The organism is Paracoccus aeridis (assembly GCF_004923205.2).
Classification (GTDB): domain Bacteria; phylum Pseudomonadota; class Alphaproteobacteria; order Rhodobacterales; family Rhodobacteraceae; genus Paracoccus; species Paracoccus aeridis.
Window position 1 is genome coordinate 97,493 of record NZ_SELD02000035.1, and the last position, 18,155, is coordinate 115,647.

General features: G+C 71.3%; 17 protein-coding genes. 8 read left to right on the top strand and 9 right to left on the bottom strand.

From position 1 onward, the window contains the following. Window positions 1-88: 88 nt before the first annotated feature. The 5 genes from ELI80_RS10975 to ELI80_RS16535 all read right to left on the bottom strand — a co-directional run bounded on the left by ELI80_RS10975 (window position 89) and on the right by ELI80_RS16535 (window position 5,301). Window positions 89-835 (bottom strand): ABC transporter permease, encoded by a 747-nt coding sequence (locus ELI80_RS10975; RefSeq protein ID WP_136651958.1) that lies wholly within the window; start codon window positions 833-835, stop codon window positions 89-91. After that, window positions 832-1,779 carry an ABC transporter ATP-binding protein gene (locus tag ELI80_RS10980; protein ID WP_136651959.1) on the bottom strand — a complete coding sequence of 316 codons (948 nt, stop codon included), beginning with the start codon at window positions 1,777-1,779 and terminating at the stop codon, window positions 832-834. The genes ELI80_RS10975 and ELI80_RS10980 overlap by 4 nt, the downstream gene beginning before the upstream one ends. Then, window positions 1,776-2,921, bottom strand: coding sequence for an ABC transporter permease (locus ELI80_RS10985; RefSeq protein WP_136651960.1), 1,146 nt, complete (start codon window positions 2,919-2,921; stop codon window positions 1,776-1,778). The genes ELI80_RS10980 and ELI80_RS10985 overlap by 4 nt, the downstream gene beginning before the upstream one ends. 7 nt (window positions 2,922-2,928) lie before the next feature. After that, window positions 2,929-3,819 (bottom strand): glycine betaine ABC transporter substrate-binding protein OsmF, encoded by an 891-nt coding sequence (osmF, locus tag ELI80_RS10990; RefSeq protein ID WP_236641455.1) that lies wholly within the window; start codon window positions 3,817-3,819, stop codon window positions 2,929-2,931. A 189-nt stretch (window positions 3,820-4,008) separates the two neighbouring features. Then, window positions 4,009-5,301, bottom strand: coding sequence for a BON domain-containing protein (locus ELI80_RS16535; protein WP_268939874.1), 1,293 nt, complete (start codon window positions 5,299-5,301; stop codon window positions 4,009-4,011). 680 nt (window positions 5,302-5,981) lie between these two features. Here ELI80_RS16535 and ELI80_RS11005 point away from each other — a divergent pair. The 8 genes from ELI80_RS11005 to ELI80_RS11040 all read left to right on the top strand — a co-directional run bounded on the left by ELI80_RS11005 (window position 5,982) and on the right by ELI80_RS11040 (window position 13,540). Further along, on the top strand, window positions 5,982-7,223 hold the full coding sequence (locus ELI80_RS11005) for a DEAD/DEAH box helicase (RefSeq protein ID WP_500048774.1): 1,242 nt from the start codon (window positions 5,982-5,984) through the stop codon (window positions 7,221-7,223). Between the two features lie 92 nt (window positions 7,224-7,315). Next, the gene (locus tag ELI80_RS11010; protein ID WP_136651962.1) at window positions 7,316-7,888 is read left to right on the top strand and encodes a thymidine kinase; all 573 of its coding nucleotides are present in this window, start codon (window positions 7,316-7,318) and stop codon (window positions 7,886-7,888) included. Between the two features lie 108 nt (window positions 7,889-7,996). After that, entirely contained in the window at window positions 7,997-9,163 is a 1,167-nt protein-coding gene (locus ELI80_RS11015) for a D-alanyl-D-alanine carboxypeptidase family protein (protein ID WP_136651963.1), read from the top strand. Window positions 9,164-9,177: 14 nt separating this feature from the next. After that, a complete protein-coding gene (gene tmk, locus ELI80_RS11020; RefSeq protein WP_136651964.1) occupies window positions 9,178-9,798 on the top strand; it encodes a dTMP kinase in 621 nt (206 codons plus the stop codon). Then, a complete protein-coding gene (locus tag ELI80_RS11025) occupies window positions 9,795-10,886 on the top strand; it encodes a DNA polymerase III subunit delta' (protein WP_136651965.1) in 1,092 nt (363 codons plus the stop codon). Before tmk ends, ELI80_RS11025 begins: the two co-directional genes overlap by 4 nt. Window positions 10,887-10,920: 34 nt before the next feature. Continuing rightward, window positions 10,921-11,802, top strand: a complete 882-nt coding sequence (locus tag ELI80_RS11030) for a TatD family hydrolase (protein ID WP_136651966.1) — start codon at window positions 10,921-10,923, stop codon at window positions 11,800-11,802. Continuing rightward, a complete protein-coding gene (locus ELI80_RS11035; protein WP_136651967.1) occupies window positions 11,799-12,599 on the top strand; it encodes an MBL fold metallo-hydrolase in 801 nt (266 codons plus the stop codon). The genes ELI80_RS11030 and ELI80_RS11035 overlap by 4 nt, the downstream gene beginning before the upstream one ends. Next, window positions 12,596-13,540 carry an AEC family transporter gene (locus ELI80_RS11040; protein ID WP_136651968.1) on the top strand — a complete coding sequence of 315 codons (945 nt, stop codon included), beginning with the start codon at window positions 12,596-12,598 and terminating at the stop codon, window positions 13,538-13,540. Before ELI80_RS11035 ends, ELI80_RS11040 begins: the two co-directional genes overlap by 4 nt. Before the next feature lie 3 nt (window positions 13,541-13,543). Here the strand turns inward: ELI80_RS11040 and ELI80_RS11045 are convergent, their stop codons facing one another. The 4 genes from ELI80_RS11045 to ELI80_RS11060 all read right to left on the bottom strand — a co-directional run bounded on the left by ELI80_RS11045 (window position 13,544) and on the right by ELI80_RS11060 (window position 18,142). Continuing rightward, a complete protein-coding gene (locus tag ELI80_RS11045; RefSeq protein ID WP_136651969.1) occupies window positions 13,544-14,497 on the bottom strand; it encodes an ABC transporter permease in 954 nt (317 codons plus the stop codon). A 4-nt stretch (window positions 14,498-14,501) separates the two neighbouring features. Further along, window positions 14,502-15,773 (bottom strand): ABC transporter permease, encoded by a 1,272-nt coding sequence (locus ELI80_RS11050; protein WP_236641459.1) that lies wholly within the window; start codon window positions 15,771-15,773, stop codon window positions 14,502-14,504. Between the two features lie 67 nt (window positions 15,774-15,840). Beyond that, a complete protein-coding gene (locus tag ELI80_RS11055) occupies window positions 15,841-16,935 on the bottom strand; it encodes an ABC transporter substrate-binding protein (RefSeq protein WP_136651971.1) in 1,095 nt (364 codons plus the stop codon). A gap of 109 nt (window positions 16,936-17,044) precedes the next feature. After that, window positions 17,045-18,142, bottom strand: coding sequence for an ABC transporter substrate-binding protein (locus ELI80_RS11060; protein ID WP_136651972.1), 1,098 nt, complete (start codon window positions 18,140-18,142; stop codon window positions 17,045-17,047). Window positions 18,143-18,155: the final 13 nt, after the last annotated feature.

The following is an 18,155-nucleotide window of genomic DNA, read 5'->3' on the forward strand; positions in this document are numbered from 1 at the left end:
TCGCCCTTCGTTGATTTGCAGGGGTCAACGGGCAGGCGCCGCAAGGGTTCCTCGGGCCGCCGCCACCGCCATCCGGCCGCCGCCACCGTCACCCGGCCACCGTCACCCTGCGGTGCGCCTTGAGCGCATGCGCGGCGAGCCCCAGCGCGTCGTGCACGATCAGCGCCAGCGCCGCCGTCAGCAACCCTCCCTGCACCACGAACGCGAGGTTGTTGGCGTTCAGCCCGGCGATGATCACCTCTCCCAGACCCGGCGCGGCGACGGTCGATCCGATCGCGGCCGTCGAGATCGCGATCACGGTCGAGATCCGCACCCCCTCGACCATCAGCGGCGCGGCGAGCGGCAGCTCCACCCGCCACAGGCGCTGGCGCGGGGTCATGCCCATGCCGTCCGCGGCCAGCATCACCGCCCGCGGCACGCCCGACAGCCCCGCGAGCGCGTTTTCCAGAACGGGCAGAAGGCCATAGAGGAACAGCGCGATCAGCGTGGGCCAGGCGCCGAAGCCCACCACCGGCACCGCCAGCGCCAGCACCGCGACCGGCGGGAAGGTCTGCCCGAAGCCGCCGAGCGCGCGGGCGAGCGGCAGGAACTCCGCCCCGCTCGGGCGCGTGACGAGGATCGCGAGCGCGGTCGCCAGCAGCGCCGACGGGATGATCGCCGCGACCACCAGCCCCAGGTGCCACAGCGTCAGGTCGGCAAGGCGCGCGCGGTCGTAGATCACCGGCATCCCGTCCGGCGCAAGCGGACGCAGAAGGGGCGCGAACAGGTCCGGCCACAGCACGAAGGCCGCAACCAGCGTCCAGAGCGCCAGCCGGACGAATGGCGCGGCCTTCATTCCGGGCGGCCCGCGCGGATCAGCGCCTCGCGCGTGACGATGCCGGGGTCGCCGTCCGGGTTCGCGATGCGGACGCGGTCGCGGCCGGTCCAGATCATCTCGGACAATGCCTCGGCCATCGTCGCGTGGCCCGGCAGCACCGGCCCGTCCGCAGCCCCCTCCGCAGCCCCGTCCGGCCGCGCGACATCCGCCGCGGGTTTCAGCGACAGATAGCGGAAGGCGCGGTCGCCCTCGCCCAGAAGCTCGGCCACGAACGGGGTCGCGGGCTTCGCGATGATGTCGGCGGGGGGCGCGAACTGCTCGATCCGACCTGCGCGCATGACGGCGATGCGGTCGGCCAGGCGGATCGCCTCGGCCATGTCGTGGGTGACGAGGATCACGGTCGTCCCCAGCCGCCGCTGCACGCGGTGCAGGTCGGCCTGCGCCTGCGCGCGGATGACCGGGTCCAGGGCGCCGAAGGGCTCGTCCATCAGCAGAAGCTCGGGCCGGGCGGCCAGGGCGCGCGCGACGCCCACCCGCTGCGCCTGCCCGCCCGACAGCTCGTGCGGGAAGCGCGGGCCGATCACGTCGGGGTCGAGCTGCAGCATCTCCATCAGCTCGCGCACGCGGCTTCGCACGTCCGCGCGGCGCCACCCCAGCAGGACCGGCACGGTCCCGATGTTGCGCGCGGCGGTCCAGTGGGGGAACAGGCCGTGATCCTGGATCACGTAGCCGATCTTGCGCCGAAGCTCGGGCGCCGCGATGACGGCGGTGTACGCCCCGTCGATCAGGACTTGGCCCGAGGTCGGCTCCACCAGGCGGTTCACCATCCGCAGAAGCGTGGACTTGCCCGAACCGGAGGTGCCCACCACCGCCGTCAGCGTTCCGCGTTCCAGCGTCAGCGTCACGTCGTCCACGACCGCGACGCCGTCATAGACCTTGGACACGGACCGAAGCTCGATCATCGCGCGCCCCCCGGCAGCATGCCGATCAGCGCGTCCATCACGGCCGACGTGGCGGAGGCCAGCGCCACGGTCGGCAGCGCACCCAGCAGGATGAGGTCGGTCGCGGTCTGGCCGATCCCCTGGAAGACGAAGGTGCCGAAGCCCCCCGCCCCGATCAGCGCGCCAACCGTCGCCATGCCGATGTTCTGCACCAGCACGATCCGGGCCGCCGTGATGATGACCGGCAGCGCCAGCGGCACGTCCACATGGAACAGGCGCTGGCGCCGGGTCAGGCCCATGCCGTCGGCGGCCTCCGTCACGCTGCGGGGGACGCCGGTGATCCCCGCGACGGTGTTGGCGACGATCGGCAGCAGCGAATACAGGAACAGCGCGACGAAGGCGGGCGCCGCGCCGATCCCCCGGATCCCCAGCGCGTGGGCTGCGGGCAGGTTCGCGGCCAGCCACCCCAAGGGCACGATCAGCATTCCGAAAAGCGCCATCGACGGGATCGTCTGCAGCATCGTCAGCAGCCCCAGGACGGAGCCCCGCGCGCCCGCCCGGCGGGTCAGCGCGATGCCGAGCGGCACCCCCGCCAGCATCGCCGCGGCGAACGACCCGAAGGCGAGCCACAGGTGGCTGGCCCCCTCGCGCCAGAACGCCGCGCTGCGGTTGCGGTATTCCTGCATGACCGACAGCTGCGACAGCGCACCCGAGGACAGAAGCAGCGCCCCTGCCGCGACCGCGAACCCGACCAGCGCCAGCCGCAGCGCGGGCCGGGGGCGCATGCGGGCGAGCGCGTCGATCAGCAGCAGCGCCGCCGCGACCAGCGCGACCCAGAACCCCGCGCCGGGCGAGACCCGCGCCTGCGTCGGAACCCCGGCCATGAGACTGGATGCGCCCCACCCCGCCGCAAGAACGATGCCGAGGATCAGCGCCGCCGCGATCGCAGCGCCCCACGCGGGCCTGCGCGCGAACGCAAGCGCGGCGATGCCCCCCGCCAGCGCGGCGACGGCCAGCGCGGCCGGTCCGGCGCCCAGCGTCTCGACCAGGCTGCGCGGTTCGCCCTGCGCGATCCGGTTGGCGCGGAAGACGGCGAACGGCAGCAGCGGCGACAGCGCCAGCGGCAGAAACAGCAGGCGGATCCCGCCGCGCATGGGGCTCATCAGCAGGTCACTTGAGCAGCCCGTTCGCGGTCAGGTATTCCTGCGCGACGTCGGCCGCGGGCAGACCGTCGACCTGCACCTTGCCGTTGAGCTCCTGCAGCGTTTCCAGTGTGAGGCTTTCGAAAACGGGCTTCAGCAGCTCCTCGATCTGGGGGTGCTCGGCCAGCGTCTCGGCGCGGATCACGGGCGCGGGCTGGTAGACCGGCTGCACGTTCTTGTCGTCTTCCAGCACGACGAGGTTCGACACCGCGATCTGCCCGTCGGTGCCGTAGACCATGGCGGCGTTCGCGCCGCTGGTCTGGTTGCTCGCGGCCTGGATCGTGGCGGCGGTATCGCCGCCCGACAGGACGATCAGCTGTTCGGGGGACAGCGTGAAGCCGTAGGCCGCCTGGAACGCCGGCAGCGCGGGGGCGGAGTTCACGAACTCGGACGAGGCCGCCAGCTTGACGTTGCCGCCGCCCGCGACCCATTGCCCGAACTGCGAGAAGGTCGTGACGCCCGCAGGCTCTGCCACGTCGCGGCGCACGGCCACGCCCCAGGTGTTGTTGGCGGGGGCGGGCGTCAGCCAGACGAGGTCGTTTTGCTCTGCGTCGAGCTTCTTCGCCTCGGCGTAGGCATCGGCGGCGTTTCTCCATATCGGCTCCTCGGCGCGGTTGAAGAAATAAGCGGCGTTGCCGGTGTATTCGGGATAGATGTCGATCTCGCCCGCGACCAGCGCCTGCCGCACCACCGGGGTGGCGCCCAGCTGCACGCGGTTCTCGGTCTCGATCCCGGCATGATCGAGCACGGCGAGGATCAGGTTGCCCAGCACGCCCCCCTCGGTGTCGATCTTGGACGAAACGACCACCTGGGCCGAGGCTGCGCCTGCGAAAGATGCCGTGACGGCCGCCGAGAGCATGAGGGTTCGGAACACGGGGCGATCTCCTTCAGGGTGCATCAGGGTGGCGGCTTGCGTGCCGGACTACGTGAACGCGCGGCGCGGCCGAAGGTTCACGATTTCGCGCGCGGGTTCCAACCGGACCCCGCCGGAACGCACGAAGGCCCCGGCGATGCCGGGGCCTTCTGCTTGATTGCTACGGCATGCGCGTCAGCGGCTGCCCTTGCCGGACGAGCCCGACGAGGTGTCGGTGGTGCTGCTCGACCCGCTGGACCCGGTCGAATCGGCGCCGGCGCTGCTGCCGCTGGCACCCGAGCCGCTGCCCGTGGCTCCCAAGCTGCTGCCCGTGGCCGAGCTGCTGCCCGAACCCGAGGACATGCCCGAAGACCCGGACGACATTCCCGACGATCCCGACGACGAGACGCGCAGATTGTTCTGCACATGTGTCACGCCGCTGACGCTTTCTGCGCAGTCTTCCGCGCGGCGCTTGTCCTCGCGGCGCTCGACCGTGCCGCTCAGCGTCACCTCGCCGCCTGACACGCTCACCTCGATGTTCGAGGCGTCAACGGACGGATCGTCGCTCAGCCGGTCCGACACGTCCTCGCGGACGCGGTCGTCCGAACGGGAATAGCCCTTCGGGCCCTTGCCGCTGTGGTGCGTCTTGGTCCAGCCGTCGCTGGAGCGTTCGCCCTGGGACATGCCGCCGGCGTAGCCGCTCATCCCGCCCATGGAACGCGATCCCACGCCCTGGCTGTAGCCCTGGCCGTAGTCCTGCGAGCCGCCGGACATCATCCCGTCGTCCCAGGACGACCATGCGGACGAGCCGCCGCCCATGCCGCCACTCATTCCGCCGCCCATGCCGCGACCGCCCGAGCCCATGCCGCCGGATCCGTAGGAGCCGTAGCCACCACGGGACATGCCCCCATACTGGCGGCCGTACTGGCCGCCACCGGACTGCCCGCCGCCATAGCCGCCGCCGGACATTCCCCCGGACTGGCCGTAATCATCCCACGACCGGCCGAAATCCGAAGCGGAAGACCGGCCCGAGCCGTAGTCGTCGTCCCAACCGCGCCCCTGCGAGCCGCGCATCGACCGGCCACCGGCGCCGCCGCCATAGTCGCCGCCGTAGCTGCCACCATAGCCGCCAGAGCCGTAGGTGCCGCCGCCGTAATTGGCGCCGCCGTAGCCCGTGCCGTAGTTGCCGCGCGCGCCGCCGCCGTAGCTGCCGCTGCCCGAATAATTGCGGCCATAGTCGTCGCCGCCGTAGCTGCTGCCGCCATAGCCGCCGCCGCGGCCGTAGTCGCCGGAACCGCCGCCATAACTGCCGCGGCCACCGCCGTAGTCACGGTCGCTGCCCGATCCACCGGAATAGTCGTTCTGCCCGCGCGAGGCATAGCGATCCTCGCGCCAGTCGTCGCGGTCGACGAAGCCCGGCCGGTTGCCGCGCCGGTCCCAGTCGGACCCGCCACCACGCCGGTTGTTCGAATTCCAATCGTCTTGCATCTGTTGTCGCTCCCGATTGATCGCTTCTGCGAACGTTCTGCGATACCGGCGCGGATAAGAGGGCCGTCGCCGATGCGGTCGGTGCCGTGAGGGCGTTCAGCCTTCAGCCGCGCCGATGGTTCCAGAACGCAGAACTCGCCCGCTGGATGCTTAACATATGATGATGGTCGCTGCGGGAACGATCCCACCGGGCGGCTGCAGCACGGATGTCTGCGACCTTGACTTTCCCTTGCCGCCCCTCCACATGGGTCGGGTCGAAGCCTGCTGCCGCGTGAGCAGCCGCAGTCCGTTGCGAAGGGCCCGGCACCATCTCAGGTTCCCATGTCACGCAAGGGCTGCCGGCGGGTTTCGTATCTGACCCGCACCCTTACGTTCGCCGCGCCCCGTTGTCCGGGCGCGCGGTCCCGCGCCGCCCGATACGGGGGTCCGCGCCAGGAAAAGACATGACTGACAATATCAACGGGGCGCGTCCGCCCCGCGTCACCAACGCTGGCAACCGTTCGGGCGGCCCCCGCCGCGGCGAGTCCAGCGGCAACGCCGGTCCCCGGCCCGATCGCGGACCTCGCCCCGACGGCGCGCCCAAGACCCGGTCCGAAGGCTTCAGCGCCCGACGCGGCCCCGGCCGCGCCAAGAAGGAACGGGCCGAGGCCGAGCCCTTCATCCGCCGCGCCATTCCCGACATGGATACGCCCTTCACCCGCATGGGCATCGACCCGCGCGTGGCCGTCAACCTGCCCGACCTCGGCCTGACCGAGCCGACCCCGATCCAGGCGCAGGCCATCCCCGCCCTGATCGACGGGCGCGACGTCATGGGCCTTGCCCAGACCGGCACCGGCAAGACGGCGGCCTTCAGCCTGCCGATGCTGACCCGCCTTCTGGCCGAGGGCCGGCGCCCCGAACCCGGCACCTGCCGGGCGCTGATCCTTGCGCCGACGCGCGAACTCGCGACCCAGATCGCCCAGAACGTCGAGGGCTTCGCCCAGGGCACCGGCATCCGGGCCTTCCGCGTGGTGGGCGGCGCCTCGATCAACGTGCAGATCGACCGGCTCGCCCGCGGGGTCGACGTGCTGATCGCGACGCCGGGCCGCCTGATCGACCTGATCGAGCGGCGGGCGATCCGCTTCGACCAGACCCGCTACCTGGTGCTGGACGAGGCCGACCAGATGCTCGACATCGGCTTCATCCACGCGCTGCGCCGCATCGCGCGGCTGCTACCGGCGGAACGCACGACGATGCTGTTCTCGGCCACCATGCCGAAGCTGATGGAGGAGCTTGCCGAGAGCTACCTGACCGATCCGGTCCGCGTGGCGGTGAACCCGCCCGGCAAGGCTGCCGAGAAGATCGCGCAGGGCGTCCACTTCGTGAACCAGGGCGACAAGGCGACGCTGCTGGCGGACTATCTCGCCAGGCACCCGGGAGAACTGGCCATCGTCTTCGGGCGCACCAAGCACGGGTCGGAAAAGCTGGCGGTGCTGCTGGACAAGTGGGGCCACAAGGTCGCCGCGATCCACGGCAACAAGAGCCAGGGCCAGCGTGAGCGGGCGCTCGCCTCGTTCCGCGCCGGCGACACGCATGTGCTGGTCGCGACGGATGTCGCGGCACGCGGGCTCGACATCCCGGAAGTCGCGCATGTCTACAACTTCGACCTGCCGAACGTGCCGGAAAACTATGTCCACCGCATCGGCCGCACCGCGCGCGCCGGCCGCGATGGCCGCGCGGTCGCGTTCTGCGCCCCGGCCGAGGTGGGCGAGCTGCGCGCGATCGAGAAGGCGATGAAGTCCCCGATCCCCGTGATCGGGGGCGAGGCGCCGACCGGGCCCGTCCCCGCCGCGCGCAAGTTCGGCGCCAAGCCCGAGGGCGACGCCCGCAAGCGCCCCGCCCGCCGCCCCTCGCGCGCGCCGCGGTCCGCGAGCCGCGGCTGATCGGAAGACCCATCAGGGGCCGCGTTCGCGCGGCCCCTTCCCGTCCCGGCAGCAGGCTTGCCAGCCGCGGCCCGCCCGCGCTAACCCGCGCCATGGCCAAGCTGTATTTCCACTACTCCACCATGAACGCGGGCAAGAGCACGCTCTTGCTGCAGGCCTCGCACAACTACCGCGAACGGGGCATGGCGACGCTGCTGCTGACGGCGGCGGTCGACACCCGCGCGGGTCCGGGCCGGATCGGCAGCCGCATCGGCATCGCCGCCGACGCGACCTCGTTCTGGCCCGACACCGACCTGTTCGCGCTGATCGAGGCCGAGGGCCGCGGCTGCGCCTGCATCTTCGTGGACGAGGCGCAGTTCCTCACCCCCGCGCAGGTCTGGCAGCTGGCCCGCGTGGCCGACGACCTGCGGATCCCGGTCATGGCCTACGGGCTGAGGGTGGACTTCAGGGGGCAGCTCTTCCCCGGCTCGGCCGAGCTACTGGCGCTCGCCGACGATCTGCGCGAGGTGCGCACCATCTGCCATTGCGGGCGCAAGGCCACCATGGTCGTCCGCCGCGGCGAATGCGGGCGCGTCATCCGCGAAGGCGCGCAGATCCAGATCGGCGGGAACGAGACCTACGATTCCCTTTGCCGCCGGCACTGGCGCGAAGCGATGGGGATGTGAGGATCGGTTCAGGAAATCTTCACGACCGGCATGCGACAACTCGCCCGTCGATTGCGACCAGGGCCGGGCTGCGTTAACCCTGACCACAAACTGGCAAAGGACATCACCATGCGCGCGTTCCCGTCACGCCTCCTCGCCGCCGCCCCCGTCCTGGCGTTGCTGCTGGCTATGGCCCCTGCCGCGCATGCGTTTGATACCAGCGCGCGCGAGGCGTGGGTCTATGACGTCGCCACCGGCACCGTGCTGATGGAAAAGGACGCGGACGTGGCCCGCCCGCCCGCCTCGATGTCCAAGCTGATGACCGTCTACATGCTGTTCGAGGCGGTTCACGAAGGCCGCGTGTCGATGGACACGCGCTTTCCCGTGTCGACCAGGGCCCGCGAGATGCAGGGATCGACGATGTTCCTCAACGAACGCGACCGGCCGACGGTCGAGGAACTGATCAAGGGCATCATCGTGCTGTCGGGCAACGACGCCTGCGTCGTCGTGGCCGAAGGGCTGGCGGGGACGGAACAGGCCTTCGCGCGGCTGATGAACGACCGCGCGCGCGCGCTGGGGCTGACGAACTCGCATTTCGTGAACGCCTCGGGGTGGCCGGCGCCGGGTCACGAGATGTCGGCGCACGACCTCGGGATGCTGGGGCTGCACCTCGTGCAGGACTTCCCCGAACTGTACAAGAACTTCGCGGTGACCGAATACCCCTATGACAACCGCGCGCCGGCGAACCGCTTCAACCGCAACCCGCTCCTGGGTCTCGGCATCGGGGCCGACGGGCTGAAGACCGGGCACACCGCCGAGGCGGGCTACGGGCTGGTCGGGTCGGCCGTGCAGGACGGGCGCCGGATCGTCTTCGCCATCGGGGGCCTGCCGTCCGAGACGGCGCGGGCCGAGGAATCCGAGCGGATCGTCAACTGGGCCTTCCGGCAGTTCACCATGAAGACGCTGGTGCCCGGGGGCGAGACGGTGGCGACCGCGCCGGTCTGGCTGGGCGAGACGTCCCGGGTGAACCTGACCACGCCCGAAGGGGTCAACGTGCTGATCCCGGCCGGCGCCGAGCGCGGGGTGACGGCCGAGGCGGTGTTCCAGGGCCCGATCGAGGCGCCGGTCCGCGCGGGCCAGAAGCTGGGCGAGCTGGTCGTGACCATCCCCGGCACCGCAGGCGCGCGCCTGCCGCTTCTCGCGGCGACCGACGTGCCGCGCGCGGGCGTGCTGGGACGGATGCAGGGCGCAGCAATGCGTCTTGGCCGCCGCGCGATCGACGCGGCCGGCGGCTGACCCTGCCGGCGCGCATGTTCATCAGCCTGGAAGGCATCGACGGATCGGGCAAGTCCACGCAGGCCCGCCTGCTTGCCGACCACCTGCGCGCAAGCGGGCGCGAGGTCGTCCTGACCCGCGAGCCCGGCGGATCGCCGGGGGCCGAGGAAATCCGCCGCCTGCTGGTCGAGGGCGCGGGCGAACGCTGGTCCCCCGGGACCGAGCTTCTGCTGTTCACCGCCGCCCGGCGCGATCATCTGGAACGGACGATCCGCCCCGCCCTCGCGCGCGGGGCGGTCGTCGTCAGCGACCGCTTCGCCGATTCCACCCGCGTCTACCAGGGCGCCGCGCGCGCCGACCTGCGCGCCACCGTGGACCGCCTGCACGACCTGATGATCGGCGTCGAGCCCGATCTCACGCTGGTGATCGACGCGGACCCGGCGGTCGCGCTCGGCCGCGGCAAGGCGCGCGGCGCGGGCGAGGACCGGTTCGAGAACATGGGCCTGCCGTTCCAGGCGCGGCTTCGGGCCGGGTTCCTCGCGCTCGCGGCCGAGGCCCCGGACCGCGTCCGCGTGGTCGATGGCAGCGGCAGCGCCGAAGACGTGGCCGCCCGCGTCCGCGCGGCCGTGGGGGCCGCGCTGGCAGCGGCGACATGACCGACGCCCCAGCCCCCGAGGCCGACCGCGTCCCCGGCGCGCCCCACCCGCGCGACACCCCGCGCGTGATCGGGCACGACGCCGCCGTGGCCGAGTTCGTCGCCGCCGCCCGGTCCAACCGGCTGCACCACGCCTGGCTCCTGACCGGCCCGCGCGGAACCGGCAAGGCGACCCTCGCCTGGGCGATCGCCCGGTGGCTTCTGTCCGGCGCCGGAAGCGACGACCTCTCGGTGCCGCCCGACCACCCCGTCGCACGCCGCATCGCCGCCCTGTCCGAGCCGCGCCTGCACCTCGTCCGCCGCCCGGTAGACGACAAGACCAACCGCCTGCGGTCCGAAATCACGGTGGACGAGATCCGCAAGCTCCTGTCGTTCTTCCATATGAGCGCGGCCGAGGGCGGGCGACGCGTCGCCATTGTCGATGCCGCGGACGAGCTGAACACCGCCGCCGCGAACGCGCTTCTGAAGATGCTGGAAGAGCCGCCGGCCGACGCGCTGATCCTGCTGGTCGCGCACCAGCCGGCACGTCTGCTGCCGACGATCCGGTCGCGCTGCCGCACCCTGCGGCTTCCTCCTCTCGATCCCGACGCGATGGCGCAGGCCATGGCGCCGCTGGAGGTCGGGGGCGATCCGGTCCGGCTCGGGGCGCTGGCGGATGGATCGGTGGGCGAGGCGCTGCGGCTCGCCGGGCAGGACGGGCTGGCGGTGTATCAGTCGATCGTGGACCTGTTCGCCACCCTGCCCCGCTTCGACCGCGCCCGCGCCGCCGCGCTGGCCGAGGTCGCGGGCGCGCGGGCCGGCGCCGACGGCGATCCGTTCGACCTGGTGGTCACGCTGCTCGACCGCTTCCTGACACGGACCGCGCGGGCGGGGCTGATGGGCGCGCCGCTGGTGCAGGCCGCGGAAGGCGAGGCCGAGGTCATGGCCCGCATCTCTCCCGACGAGCGCGCCGCGCGGGGCTGGGCCGCGGCGCAGGCCGACCTGTCGGCGCGGGCGCGGCGCGGCCGGGCGGTCAACCTTGACCCTTCCGCGCTGGTCATGGATATGCTCCTGACGCTGGCGCAGGTGCCCGGCAACGCCGACGCCTGACGCCCGCCCGACCGGATTTCCATCGAAGGCCCACATGACCGATCCGCAGACCGCCCCCGCTGCGACGGACGCCCCGCCTGCGCCCCCATCCGCGCCGCCACCCGGGCGCCCGCCTGCGCTCGTCGACAGCCACTGCCACCTCGATTTCCCCGACTTCGCGGGCGAGCAGGACCAGCTTGTCGCGCGCGCCCGCGCCTCGGGGGTGACGCGCATGGTTACGATCTGCACCCGGCTGAGGCTGGAAGCTTCGGTCCGCGTCATCGCCGAGGCGCATGACGGCGTCTTCTACGCCGCCGGCACCCACCCGATGCAGGCCGCCGAGGAGCCGATGGCGACAGTGGAGGAGCTGGTCGCGCTGTCCGCGCACCCCAAGTTCGTGGCGATCGGCGAGACGGGCCTCGACTACCACTACACCGCCGAAAGCGCCGCGGTGCAGGCCGAGAGCCTGTCGATCCACATTGAAGCCGCCCGCCGCACCGGGCTGCCGCTCATCATCCATTCGCGCGACGCGGACGACGACATGGCGCGGATGCTGTCGTCCGAACACGCCGCGGGCGCGTTTTCCTGCGTCATGCACTGCTACAGCTCGGGGCCCGCGCTCGCCGAGACCGCGCTCGGCCTCGGCTTCTACCTGTCGATGTCGGGGATCGCGGCCTTCCCGCGCTCGACCGAACTGCGCGACATCTTCGCCGCCGCCCCGATCGACCGCATCCTCGTGGAAACCGACGCGCCGTTCCTCGCCCCGCCGCCCTTTCGCGGCAAGCGCAACGAGCCCGCCCACGTCGTCCACACCGCCCGCGCGGGCGCGGCCCTGTTCGGCATGACCGAGGCCGAGTTCGCTGCCCGGACCAGCGCCAACTTCGACCGCCTGTTCGCGAAGGCGGCCGCGCATCCCGTGCCGGGCGCGCAAGGATGATCCGCGCGACGATCCTCGGCTGCGGATCGTCGGGCGGCGTGCCGCGGCTCGGCGGCCGCTGGGGCGCCTGCGATCCCGCGAACCCGCGGAACCGCCGCCGCCGCTGCTCGCTGCTGGTCGAGCGCGAGGGCCCCGGCGGGACCACGCGGCTGCTGGTGGACACTGGTCCCGACCTCGTCCCGCAGCTGACCGACGCGGGCGTGGGCGTGCTGGATGCGGTCGTCTGGACCCACCCCCACGCCGACCACATCCACGGCATCGACGACCTGCGCCAGATCACCCACAACACCGGCGGCGTGCTGCCGGGCTGGGCGGATGCCGCGACGACCCGCGCGCTTCAGACCCGCTTTGGCTACATCTTCCGCACGCCGCCGGGCTCGCCCTATCCGCCGATCGTCGCGCTGAACCTGATCGAGGGCGCATTCGCCGTGGCCGGCGCCGGCGGCCCGATCAAGGTGCTGCCGATCGAGGTGCAGCACGGCAGCATCACCGCCCTGGGGCTGCGGATCACGGGCGAGGACGGCCGCGCGCTCGTCTACCTGCCCGACGTGAACGACATCCCCGACGCGGCCTGGCCCGCGATCACGGACGCGGAGATCTTCATCTGCGACGCGCTGCGCCGCACGCCGCACCCGTCGCACGCGCATCTGGACCTGACGCTCGGCTGGATCGAACGCTCGCGGGCGCGGCGCGGGGTCATCACCAACATGCACATCGACCTCGACTACGACGAAGTGATGGCCGAGACGCCGGACCACGTCGTGCCCGCGCATGACGGGCTGGTGCTGACGCTGTGAGCGTTCTCTTCACCGTCATCCTGCCGGTCTTCATCGTCCTCGGCTACGGCTACGTAGTCGCCTGGCGCGGACTGCTGACCGAGGCCGGGATCGACGCGCTGATGCGGTTCGCGCAGAACTTCGCGGTGCCGGTCCTGCTGTTCACGCAGGTGGCGCGGCTCGATCTTGCATCGGACTTCAACCCGTGGACCTGGGTCGCGTTCTACACCGGCGCCTTCGCCGCCTTCCTGCTGGCGTGGGGGGCGTCGATCCGGGTGCTGCGCCGCAGCCACGAGGATGCGGTGGCGATCGGGTTCGCGGCCTTCTTCTCGAACTCGCTCCTGCTCGGCATCCCGATCATGGAACGCGCCTACGGGACCGCGGCGCTGGCCGGGAACGTCGCGATCATCGCGATCCATTCGCCGCTGCTCTACACCTTCGGGATCACGGTGATGGAGGTGACGCGCGCGCGCGGGCAGAGCCTGTCGCGCAGACGCATCGCCATGCGCGCGCTGTCGGGGGTGCTGCACACGCCCCTGATCATCGGGATCCTGTGCGGCGCGGCGATGAACGTGCTGCTGCGCATGGGCCTGGTGATGCCGCAGGGGTTCTGGGACGCGGCCGACATGATGTCGCGCGCGGCGCTGCCCACCGCGCTGTTCGGCCTGGGCGGGATCCTGTTCCGCTACCGGCCCGAGGGCGACGGCTGGGCGATCGCGCTGGTCTGCGCCTGTTCGCTGGTGATCCACCCGGTCATCACCTTCACGCTGGGGCACCTGTTCCAGCTGCCGGTGCCCGCGCTCCGCTCGGCCGTGGTGACGGCCAGCATGGCCCCGGGGGTGAACGCCTACCTCTTCTCGGCGATCTACGGGACGGCCAAGCGAGTCACGGCGTCGGCGGTGCTGGTCTCGACCGTGCTGTCGATGTTCAGCGTCTGGTTCTGGCTCAGCATCCTGCCCTGAAGGTCAGGACGGCGTCAGCCCGCGCAGCCGTTCGCCGCGGCGCCTGAGCAGTTCCACCGCCGCCAGCAAAGCGATTGAGAAGATCACGAGCAGCGTCGCGACCGCGAGGATCGCGGGGCTGATCTGGTCGCGGATCCCGCTCCACATCTGGCGGGGGATGGTCTGCTGGTCGGGGCCCGCGATGAACAGCACCGCCACCACCTCGTCGAACGAGGTGACGAACGCGAACAGCGCGCCCGACACCACGCCCGGCAGGATCAGCGGCATGATGATGTGGAAGAACGTCCGCCGCGGCCCCGCGCCCAGCGACGCGGCGGCGCGGGCAAGCGACTGGTCGAAGCCGATCAGCGTCGCCGTCACGGTGATGATGACGAACGGAATGCCCAGGATCGCGTGCGCCATGATGACGCCCGCGTAGGTTCCGGCGAGCTTGCCGCAGGTGACGCTGACGCCGACCAGCCCGAACATGCCGCAGGGGTTCGAGTAGAAGAAGAACATCCCTGTCGCCGTGATGATGATCGGCACGATCATGGGCGAGATCAGCAGCGCCATGATCAGGCGCCGGAACGGCATCTCGGGCCGGGCCAGCCCCAGCGCCGCCAGCGTCCCCAGCACGGTGGCCAGCGCCGTCGACGCCACCCCGATGAAAAGCGAGTTCTTCGCCGCGTTCACCCACTTGGCGTTCGCCCACATGTCCGCCCACCAGCGCGCGTCGCGCGGGGCGTCGGGCTGGGCCATGCCGAAGGTCAGCAGGCTGTCGTACCAGCGCAGCGACCAGCCGTCGGGGTCGAGCGACAGCATCTCGCGCGTGAAGGTGAAGAACTTCTCGGCGTTGAAGGACAGCGGGATCACCACGATGATCGGCGCGATCAGGAACACGAACACGCCCGTGCAGATCGCGAGGTAGATCCAGCGCCAGGCGCGTTCCAGGGTCGTCGCGTAGGTCGGAAGCGCCATGGCCTTACCCCAGCTTCAGCTTGTCGATTCCGACCAGCTGGTCGTAGACCCAGTAGAGGATCAGCACCCCCGCCAGCAGCAGCGAGGCGAGCGCGGCGGCCATCGACCAGTTCAGCGTCTCGGTCATGTGCATGGCGATCATGTTCGAGATCAGCTGCCCCGACGATCCGCCGACCAGCGCGGGCGTGATGTAGTAGCCGACCGCCAGGATGAAGACGAGAAGCGCCCCGGCCCCCAGCCCCGGCAGCGTCTGCGGGAAGTAGATGCGGCGGAACGCGGTCCAGCTGGTCGCGCCCAGCGACCGCGCCGCGCGGACGTAGGACGGGTTGATCGTCCGCATCACGGAATAGAGCGGCAGGATCATGAACGGCAGCAGCACGTGCGTCATCGCGATGATGGTGCCGGCCTGGTTGTAGATCATCGGCAGCCGCGCCCCGTCCGCGACCACGCCCAGCCAGACCAGCAGGTCGTTGATGACCCCCTGCTGCTGGAGCAGCACGATCCACGCGCTCGTCCGGACCAGAAGAGAGGTCCAGAACGGCAGCAGAACGAGGATCATCAGCAGGTTCGACCTGCGAAGCGGCAGGGTCGCGAGCAGGTGGGCGACGGGAAAGCCCAGAAGGAAGGTCAGCCCGGTGATCAGCGCCGACAGCCAGAAGGTCCGCATGAACAGCATGACGTAGACCTGCCGCTCCTGCGGGGCGCGGATGACGTTGCCGTCGTTGTCCCGCGCCCGGTCCAGCGCGGCGAGGTAGAACCCCGACGTGTAGGCGGTGGACGCATTCCGCATCGCCGCCCACAGGTCGGGCGCCCCCCAGTCGTCGTCGATGTCCAGCAGCGCGGCGCGGAACGGGGGCTGCAACCCGTCGCGCAGCTTGCGCCCCGTGGCGGTGAACAGCGACCGGGTGCCCGGCACGTCATAGTTCATCCGCGTGCCGACGATGCCGATGGTCCGCGCCTCGGCTGCCGCCGTCAGGTCGGCGGCGAGCGCGCCGAACGCCGCCTCGTCGGGGTCGGCGCCCCGCGGGTTCGCCGCGAACCAGGCGCTGACCTGCGGCATGTTGTCGGCGAAGCCGGGGTTGTAGACCGACCGGTGCAGCATCTGGCCGATCGGTACGATGAAGGTGACGAGGACGAACAGCAGAAGCGGCAGCACCAGCAGCAGCGCCTGCCGCCGCGCCCGCCTGCGCGACCGGCTGAGCGCGACCGCGAGCGGCACCCCGTCGGCGGTGGTCAGGATACCCGGCGCGCCGCCCGGCGGTTCGGCCGGGGGCATCCCGCCTGCCCGGGTCACGATTGCCGCGTGGGGATCGAGCGGGGTCGCCATCGCCGGGCCCGCGTCCCTACGGCTTCGCCGGCGCGGCGGCCAGCCACGCGGCGAAGCGCTCGATCAACTCGACGTCGTTCTCGGCCCAGAAATCCACGTCGATCGCCAGCGCCGAGGTGAGGTTCTCGGGCGCGGTCGGCAGGTGCGGCGCCATCGGCGTCTTGCCGTCCTTGTAGAACCCCACGAGCGCCTGCGACGAGGCGCGCGGCGGGCCGTAGCTCAGCTGCTCGGCGGCGCGCGCCAGGGGTTCGGGCGCGGTCGACCAGGCCACGAACTGCAGCGCCGCGTCCTTCTGCGGCGCGCCCTTCGGGATCATCCAGCCCTCGACCTCGTAGACCTGCCCGTCCCACAGGATCTCGAACGGGCGTCCCTCCTCGACATGGGCGGCGAACAGGCGGCCGTTGTAGGACATGGTCATCGCAACCTCGGCGTCGGCCAGCAGCTGCACGGGCTGGGCGCCCGCCTCCCACCAGACGATCTGGTCGCGGATGCTGTCGAGCTTGGCGAATGCGCGGTCCAGCCCCTCGGGCGTGCGCATCAGGTCATAGACTTGACCGGGCGGCACGCCGTCGCCCATCAGCGCCATTTCCAGCGTGAAGCGCGGCTCCTTCAGGACGCCGCGGCGGCCGGGGAACTTCTGCAGGTCGAAGAACTCGGTGATCGAGGTCGGGCGCGCGGGCCCGATCGCCTGCGCGTCGTAGCCGATCACGGTCGAATAGACGTCGGTCGCGACGAAGCACTCGCTGAGCCCGCCGGGCAGGAAGTCGTCGGCGGCCGGCGTGCCGTCCGCGCCCGCCACGATCAGCGCGGGGTCGATCGGCTCGGCCAGCCCCTCGTCACACAGCCGCTCGGCGTCGGCCTGCCCGAGGCTGGCCACGTCGGTCGTGACGTTGCCGGCCGCGACCTGCGCCTTGATGACGGCGCCGACGCTGTCGGCGTCGATCAGGTTGACCGGGATGCCGGTCCGGGCCGTGAAGGGGTCGGCGAAGGCGACCTTCTGCGCGGCCGTGAAGTCCCCGCCCCAGGTGACGACGTTGATGGGAACGTCAGCCGACGCGGCCAGCGGGAACATGGACAGGGCGGCGGCGAAAAGGGGGCGGGTCTGGGGCATCGGGTCCTGTTCTCGATCGGATGCGCCGCCGCCGGGGATTGCCCGGCGACGACCGTGGTATCGTTGCGGGCGCGTCCCTTCGCAGGGCACGCCCGGCGTTGCCGGCGGATCAGCCGGCCAGCCAGGCGTTGAAGCGCTCGCTCAGTTCGCCGTCGTGGTCCACCCAGAAGTCGAGGTTCGAGGCGAAGCCCTTCGCCAGGTTTTCGGGCGAGGTCGGCAGGTGCGGCCCCATCGGCTGGTCGGTGCCGGCGATGTTGCCGACGAGGCCGGCCGACGACGCGCGGGGCGGGCCGTAGCTGATGTGCTCGGCGGCCTTGGCGAGCTGTTCCGGCGCGGTCGAGAAGGCGATGTAGTCCAGCGCCGCCTCGCGGTTGGGCGCGCCCTTCGGCATCACCCAGCCCTCCATCTCGTAGATCTGGCCGTCCCAGATGATCTTGAAGGGCTTCTTCTCGCCCATCGCGGCGTCGAAGATCCGCCCGTTGAAGGCGTAGGCCATCGACACCTCGCCATCCGCCAGAAGCTGCGGCGGCTGCGCGCCCGCTTCCCACCAGATCACGTCGGCCTTGATGGTGTCGAGCTTGGCGAACGCGCGGTCCACGCCCTCGGGCGTTTCGAGCGTCGAATAGATGTCCGCGGCCGGCACGCCATCGGCCAGCAGCGCAAGCTCCAGGTTGAACTTCGCGCCCTTCCGCATGGTGCGCTTGCCCGGGAACTTCTCGAGGTCGAAGAAGTCGGCCGGGGTCGCGGGCTTGGCGTCGGGGAAGCGGGTGTCGTCGTAGGCCAGCACCATCGAATAGACGTCGGTTCCCACGAAGCAGTCGGTCAGCGCCCCGTCGATGAAGTCGTCGGCCGCGGCCTCGCCGCCTGCGCCGGGGGCGAGGATCGAGGCGTCGATTTCCTCCAGCAGCCCTTCGTCGCACATCCGCACGGCGTCGGCGTATTCGACCGAAGCCACGTCGGCGGTGACGTTGCCTGCCTCGACCATCGCCTTGATCGGGGTGGCCGGGTTGTCGGCGTCGGTCACGACCACGCGCGTGCCGGTCTTTTCCTGGAACGGCGCATTGTAGGCCACCTGGTGCGACTGCCCGTAGGCCCCGCCCCAGTCGAGCACGTTGACCGTCTTGTCCTGCGCCATCGCGGGCAGCGAAAGGCTGGCCAGCGCCCCCGCGAGCGCGGTCGAAACGATCACATCCGTCCTGAACTTCATGGTCTTCTCTCCC

What these genes read in the sequence shown, in the direction of transcription:
- ELI80_RS10975 (WP_136651958.1), bottom strand. Translation starts at nt 835, where the DNA reads ATGAAGGCCGCGCCATTCGTCCGGCTGGCGCTCTGGACGCTGGTTGCG.
- ELI80_RS10980 (WP_136651959.1), bottom strand. Translation starts at nt 1,779, where the DNA reads ATGATCGAGCTTCGGTCCGTGTCCAAGGTCTATGACGGCGTCGCGGTC.
- ELI80_RS10985 (WP_136651960.1), bottom strand. Translation starts at nt 2,921, where the DNA reads ATGAGCCCCATGCGCGGCGGGATCCGCCTGCTGTTTCTGCCGCTGGCG.
- osmF (WP_236641455.1), bottom strand. Translation starts at nt 3,819, where the DNA reads ATGCTCTCGGCGGCCGTCACGGCATCTTTCGCAGGCGCAGCCTCGGCC.
- ELI80_RS16535 (WP_268939874.1), bottom strand. Translation starts at nt 5,301, where the DNA reads ATGCAAGACGATTGGAATTCGAACAACCGGCGTGGTGGCGGGTCCGAC.
- ELI80_RS11005 (WP_500048774.1), top strand. Translation starts at nt 5,982, where the DNA reads ATGGATACGCCCTTCACCCGCATGGGCATCGACCCGCGCGTGGCCGTC.
- ELI80_RS11010 (WP_136651962.1), top strand. Translation starts at nt 7,316, where the DNA reads ATGGCCAAGCTGTATTTCCACTACTCCACCATGAACGCGGGCAAGAGC.
- ELI80_RS11015 (WP_136651963.1), top strand. Translation starts at nt 7,997, where the DNA reads ATGCGCGCGTTCCCGTCACGCCTCCTCGCCGCCGCCCCCGTCCTGGCG.
- tmk (WP_136651964.1), top strand. Translation starts at nt 9,178, where the DNA reads ATGTTCATCAGCCTGGAAGGCATCGACGGATCGGGCAAGTCCACGCAG.
- ELI80_RS11025 (WP_136651965.1), top strand. Translation starts at nt 9,795, where the DNA reads ATGACCGACGCCCCAGCCCCCGAGGCCGACCGCGTCCCCGGCGCGCCC.
- ELI80_RS11030 (WP_136651966.1), top strand. Translation starts at nt 10,921, where the DNA reads ATGACCGATCCGCAGACCGCCCCCGCTGCGACGGACGCCCCGCCTGCG.
- ELI80_RS11035 (WP_136651967.1), top strand. Translation starts at nt 11,799, where the DNA reads ATGATCCGCGCGACGATCCTCGGCTGCGGATCGTCGGGCGGCGTGCCG.
- ELI80_RS11045 (WP_136651969.1), bottom strand. Translation starts at nt 14,497, where the DNA reads ATGGCGCTTCCGACCTACGCGACGACCCTGGAACGCGCCTGGCGCTGG.
- ELI80_RS11050 (WP_236641459.1), bottom strand. Translation starts at nt 15,773, where the DNA reads ATGCCCCCGGCCGAACCGCCGGGCGGCGCGCCGGGTATCCTGACCACC.
- ELI80_RS11055 (WP_136651971.1), bottom strand. Translation starts at nt 16,935, where the DNA reads ATGCCCCAGACCCGCCCCCTTTTCGCCGCCGCCCTGTCCATGTTCCCG.
- ELI80_RS11060 (WP_136651972.1), bottom strand. Translation starts at nt 18,142, where the DNA reads ATGAAGTTCAGGACGGATGTGATCGTTTCGACCGCGCTCGCGGGGGCG.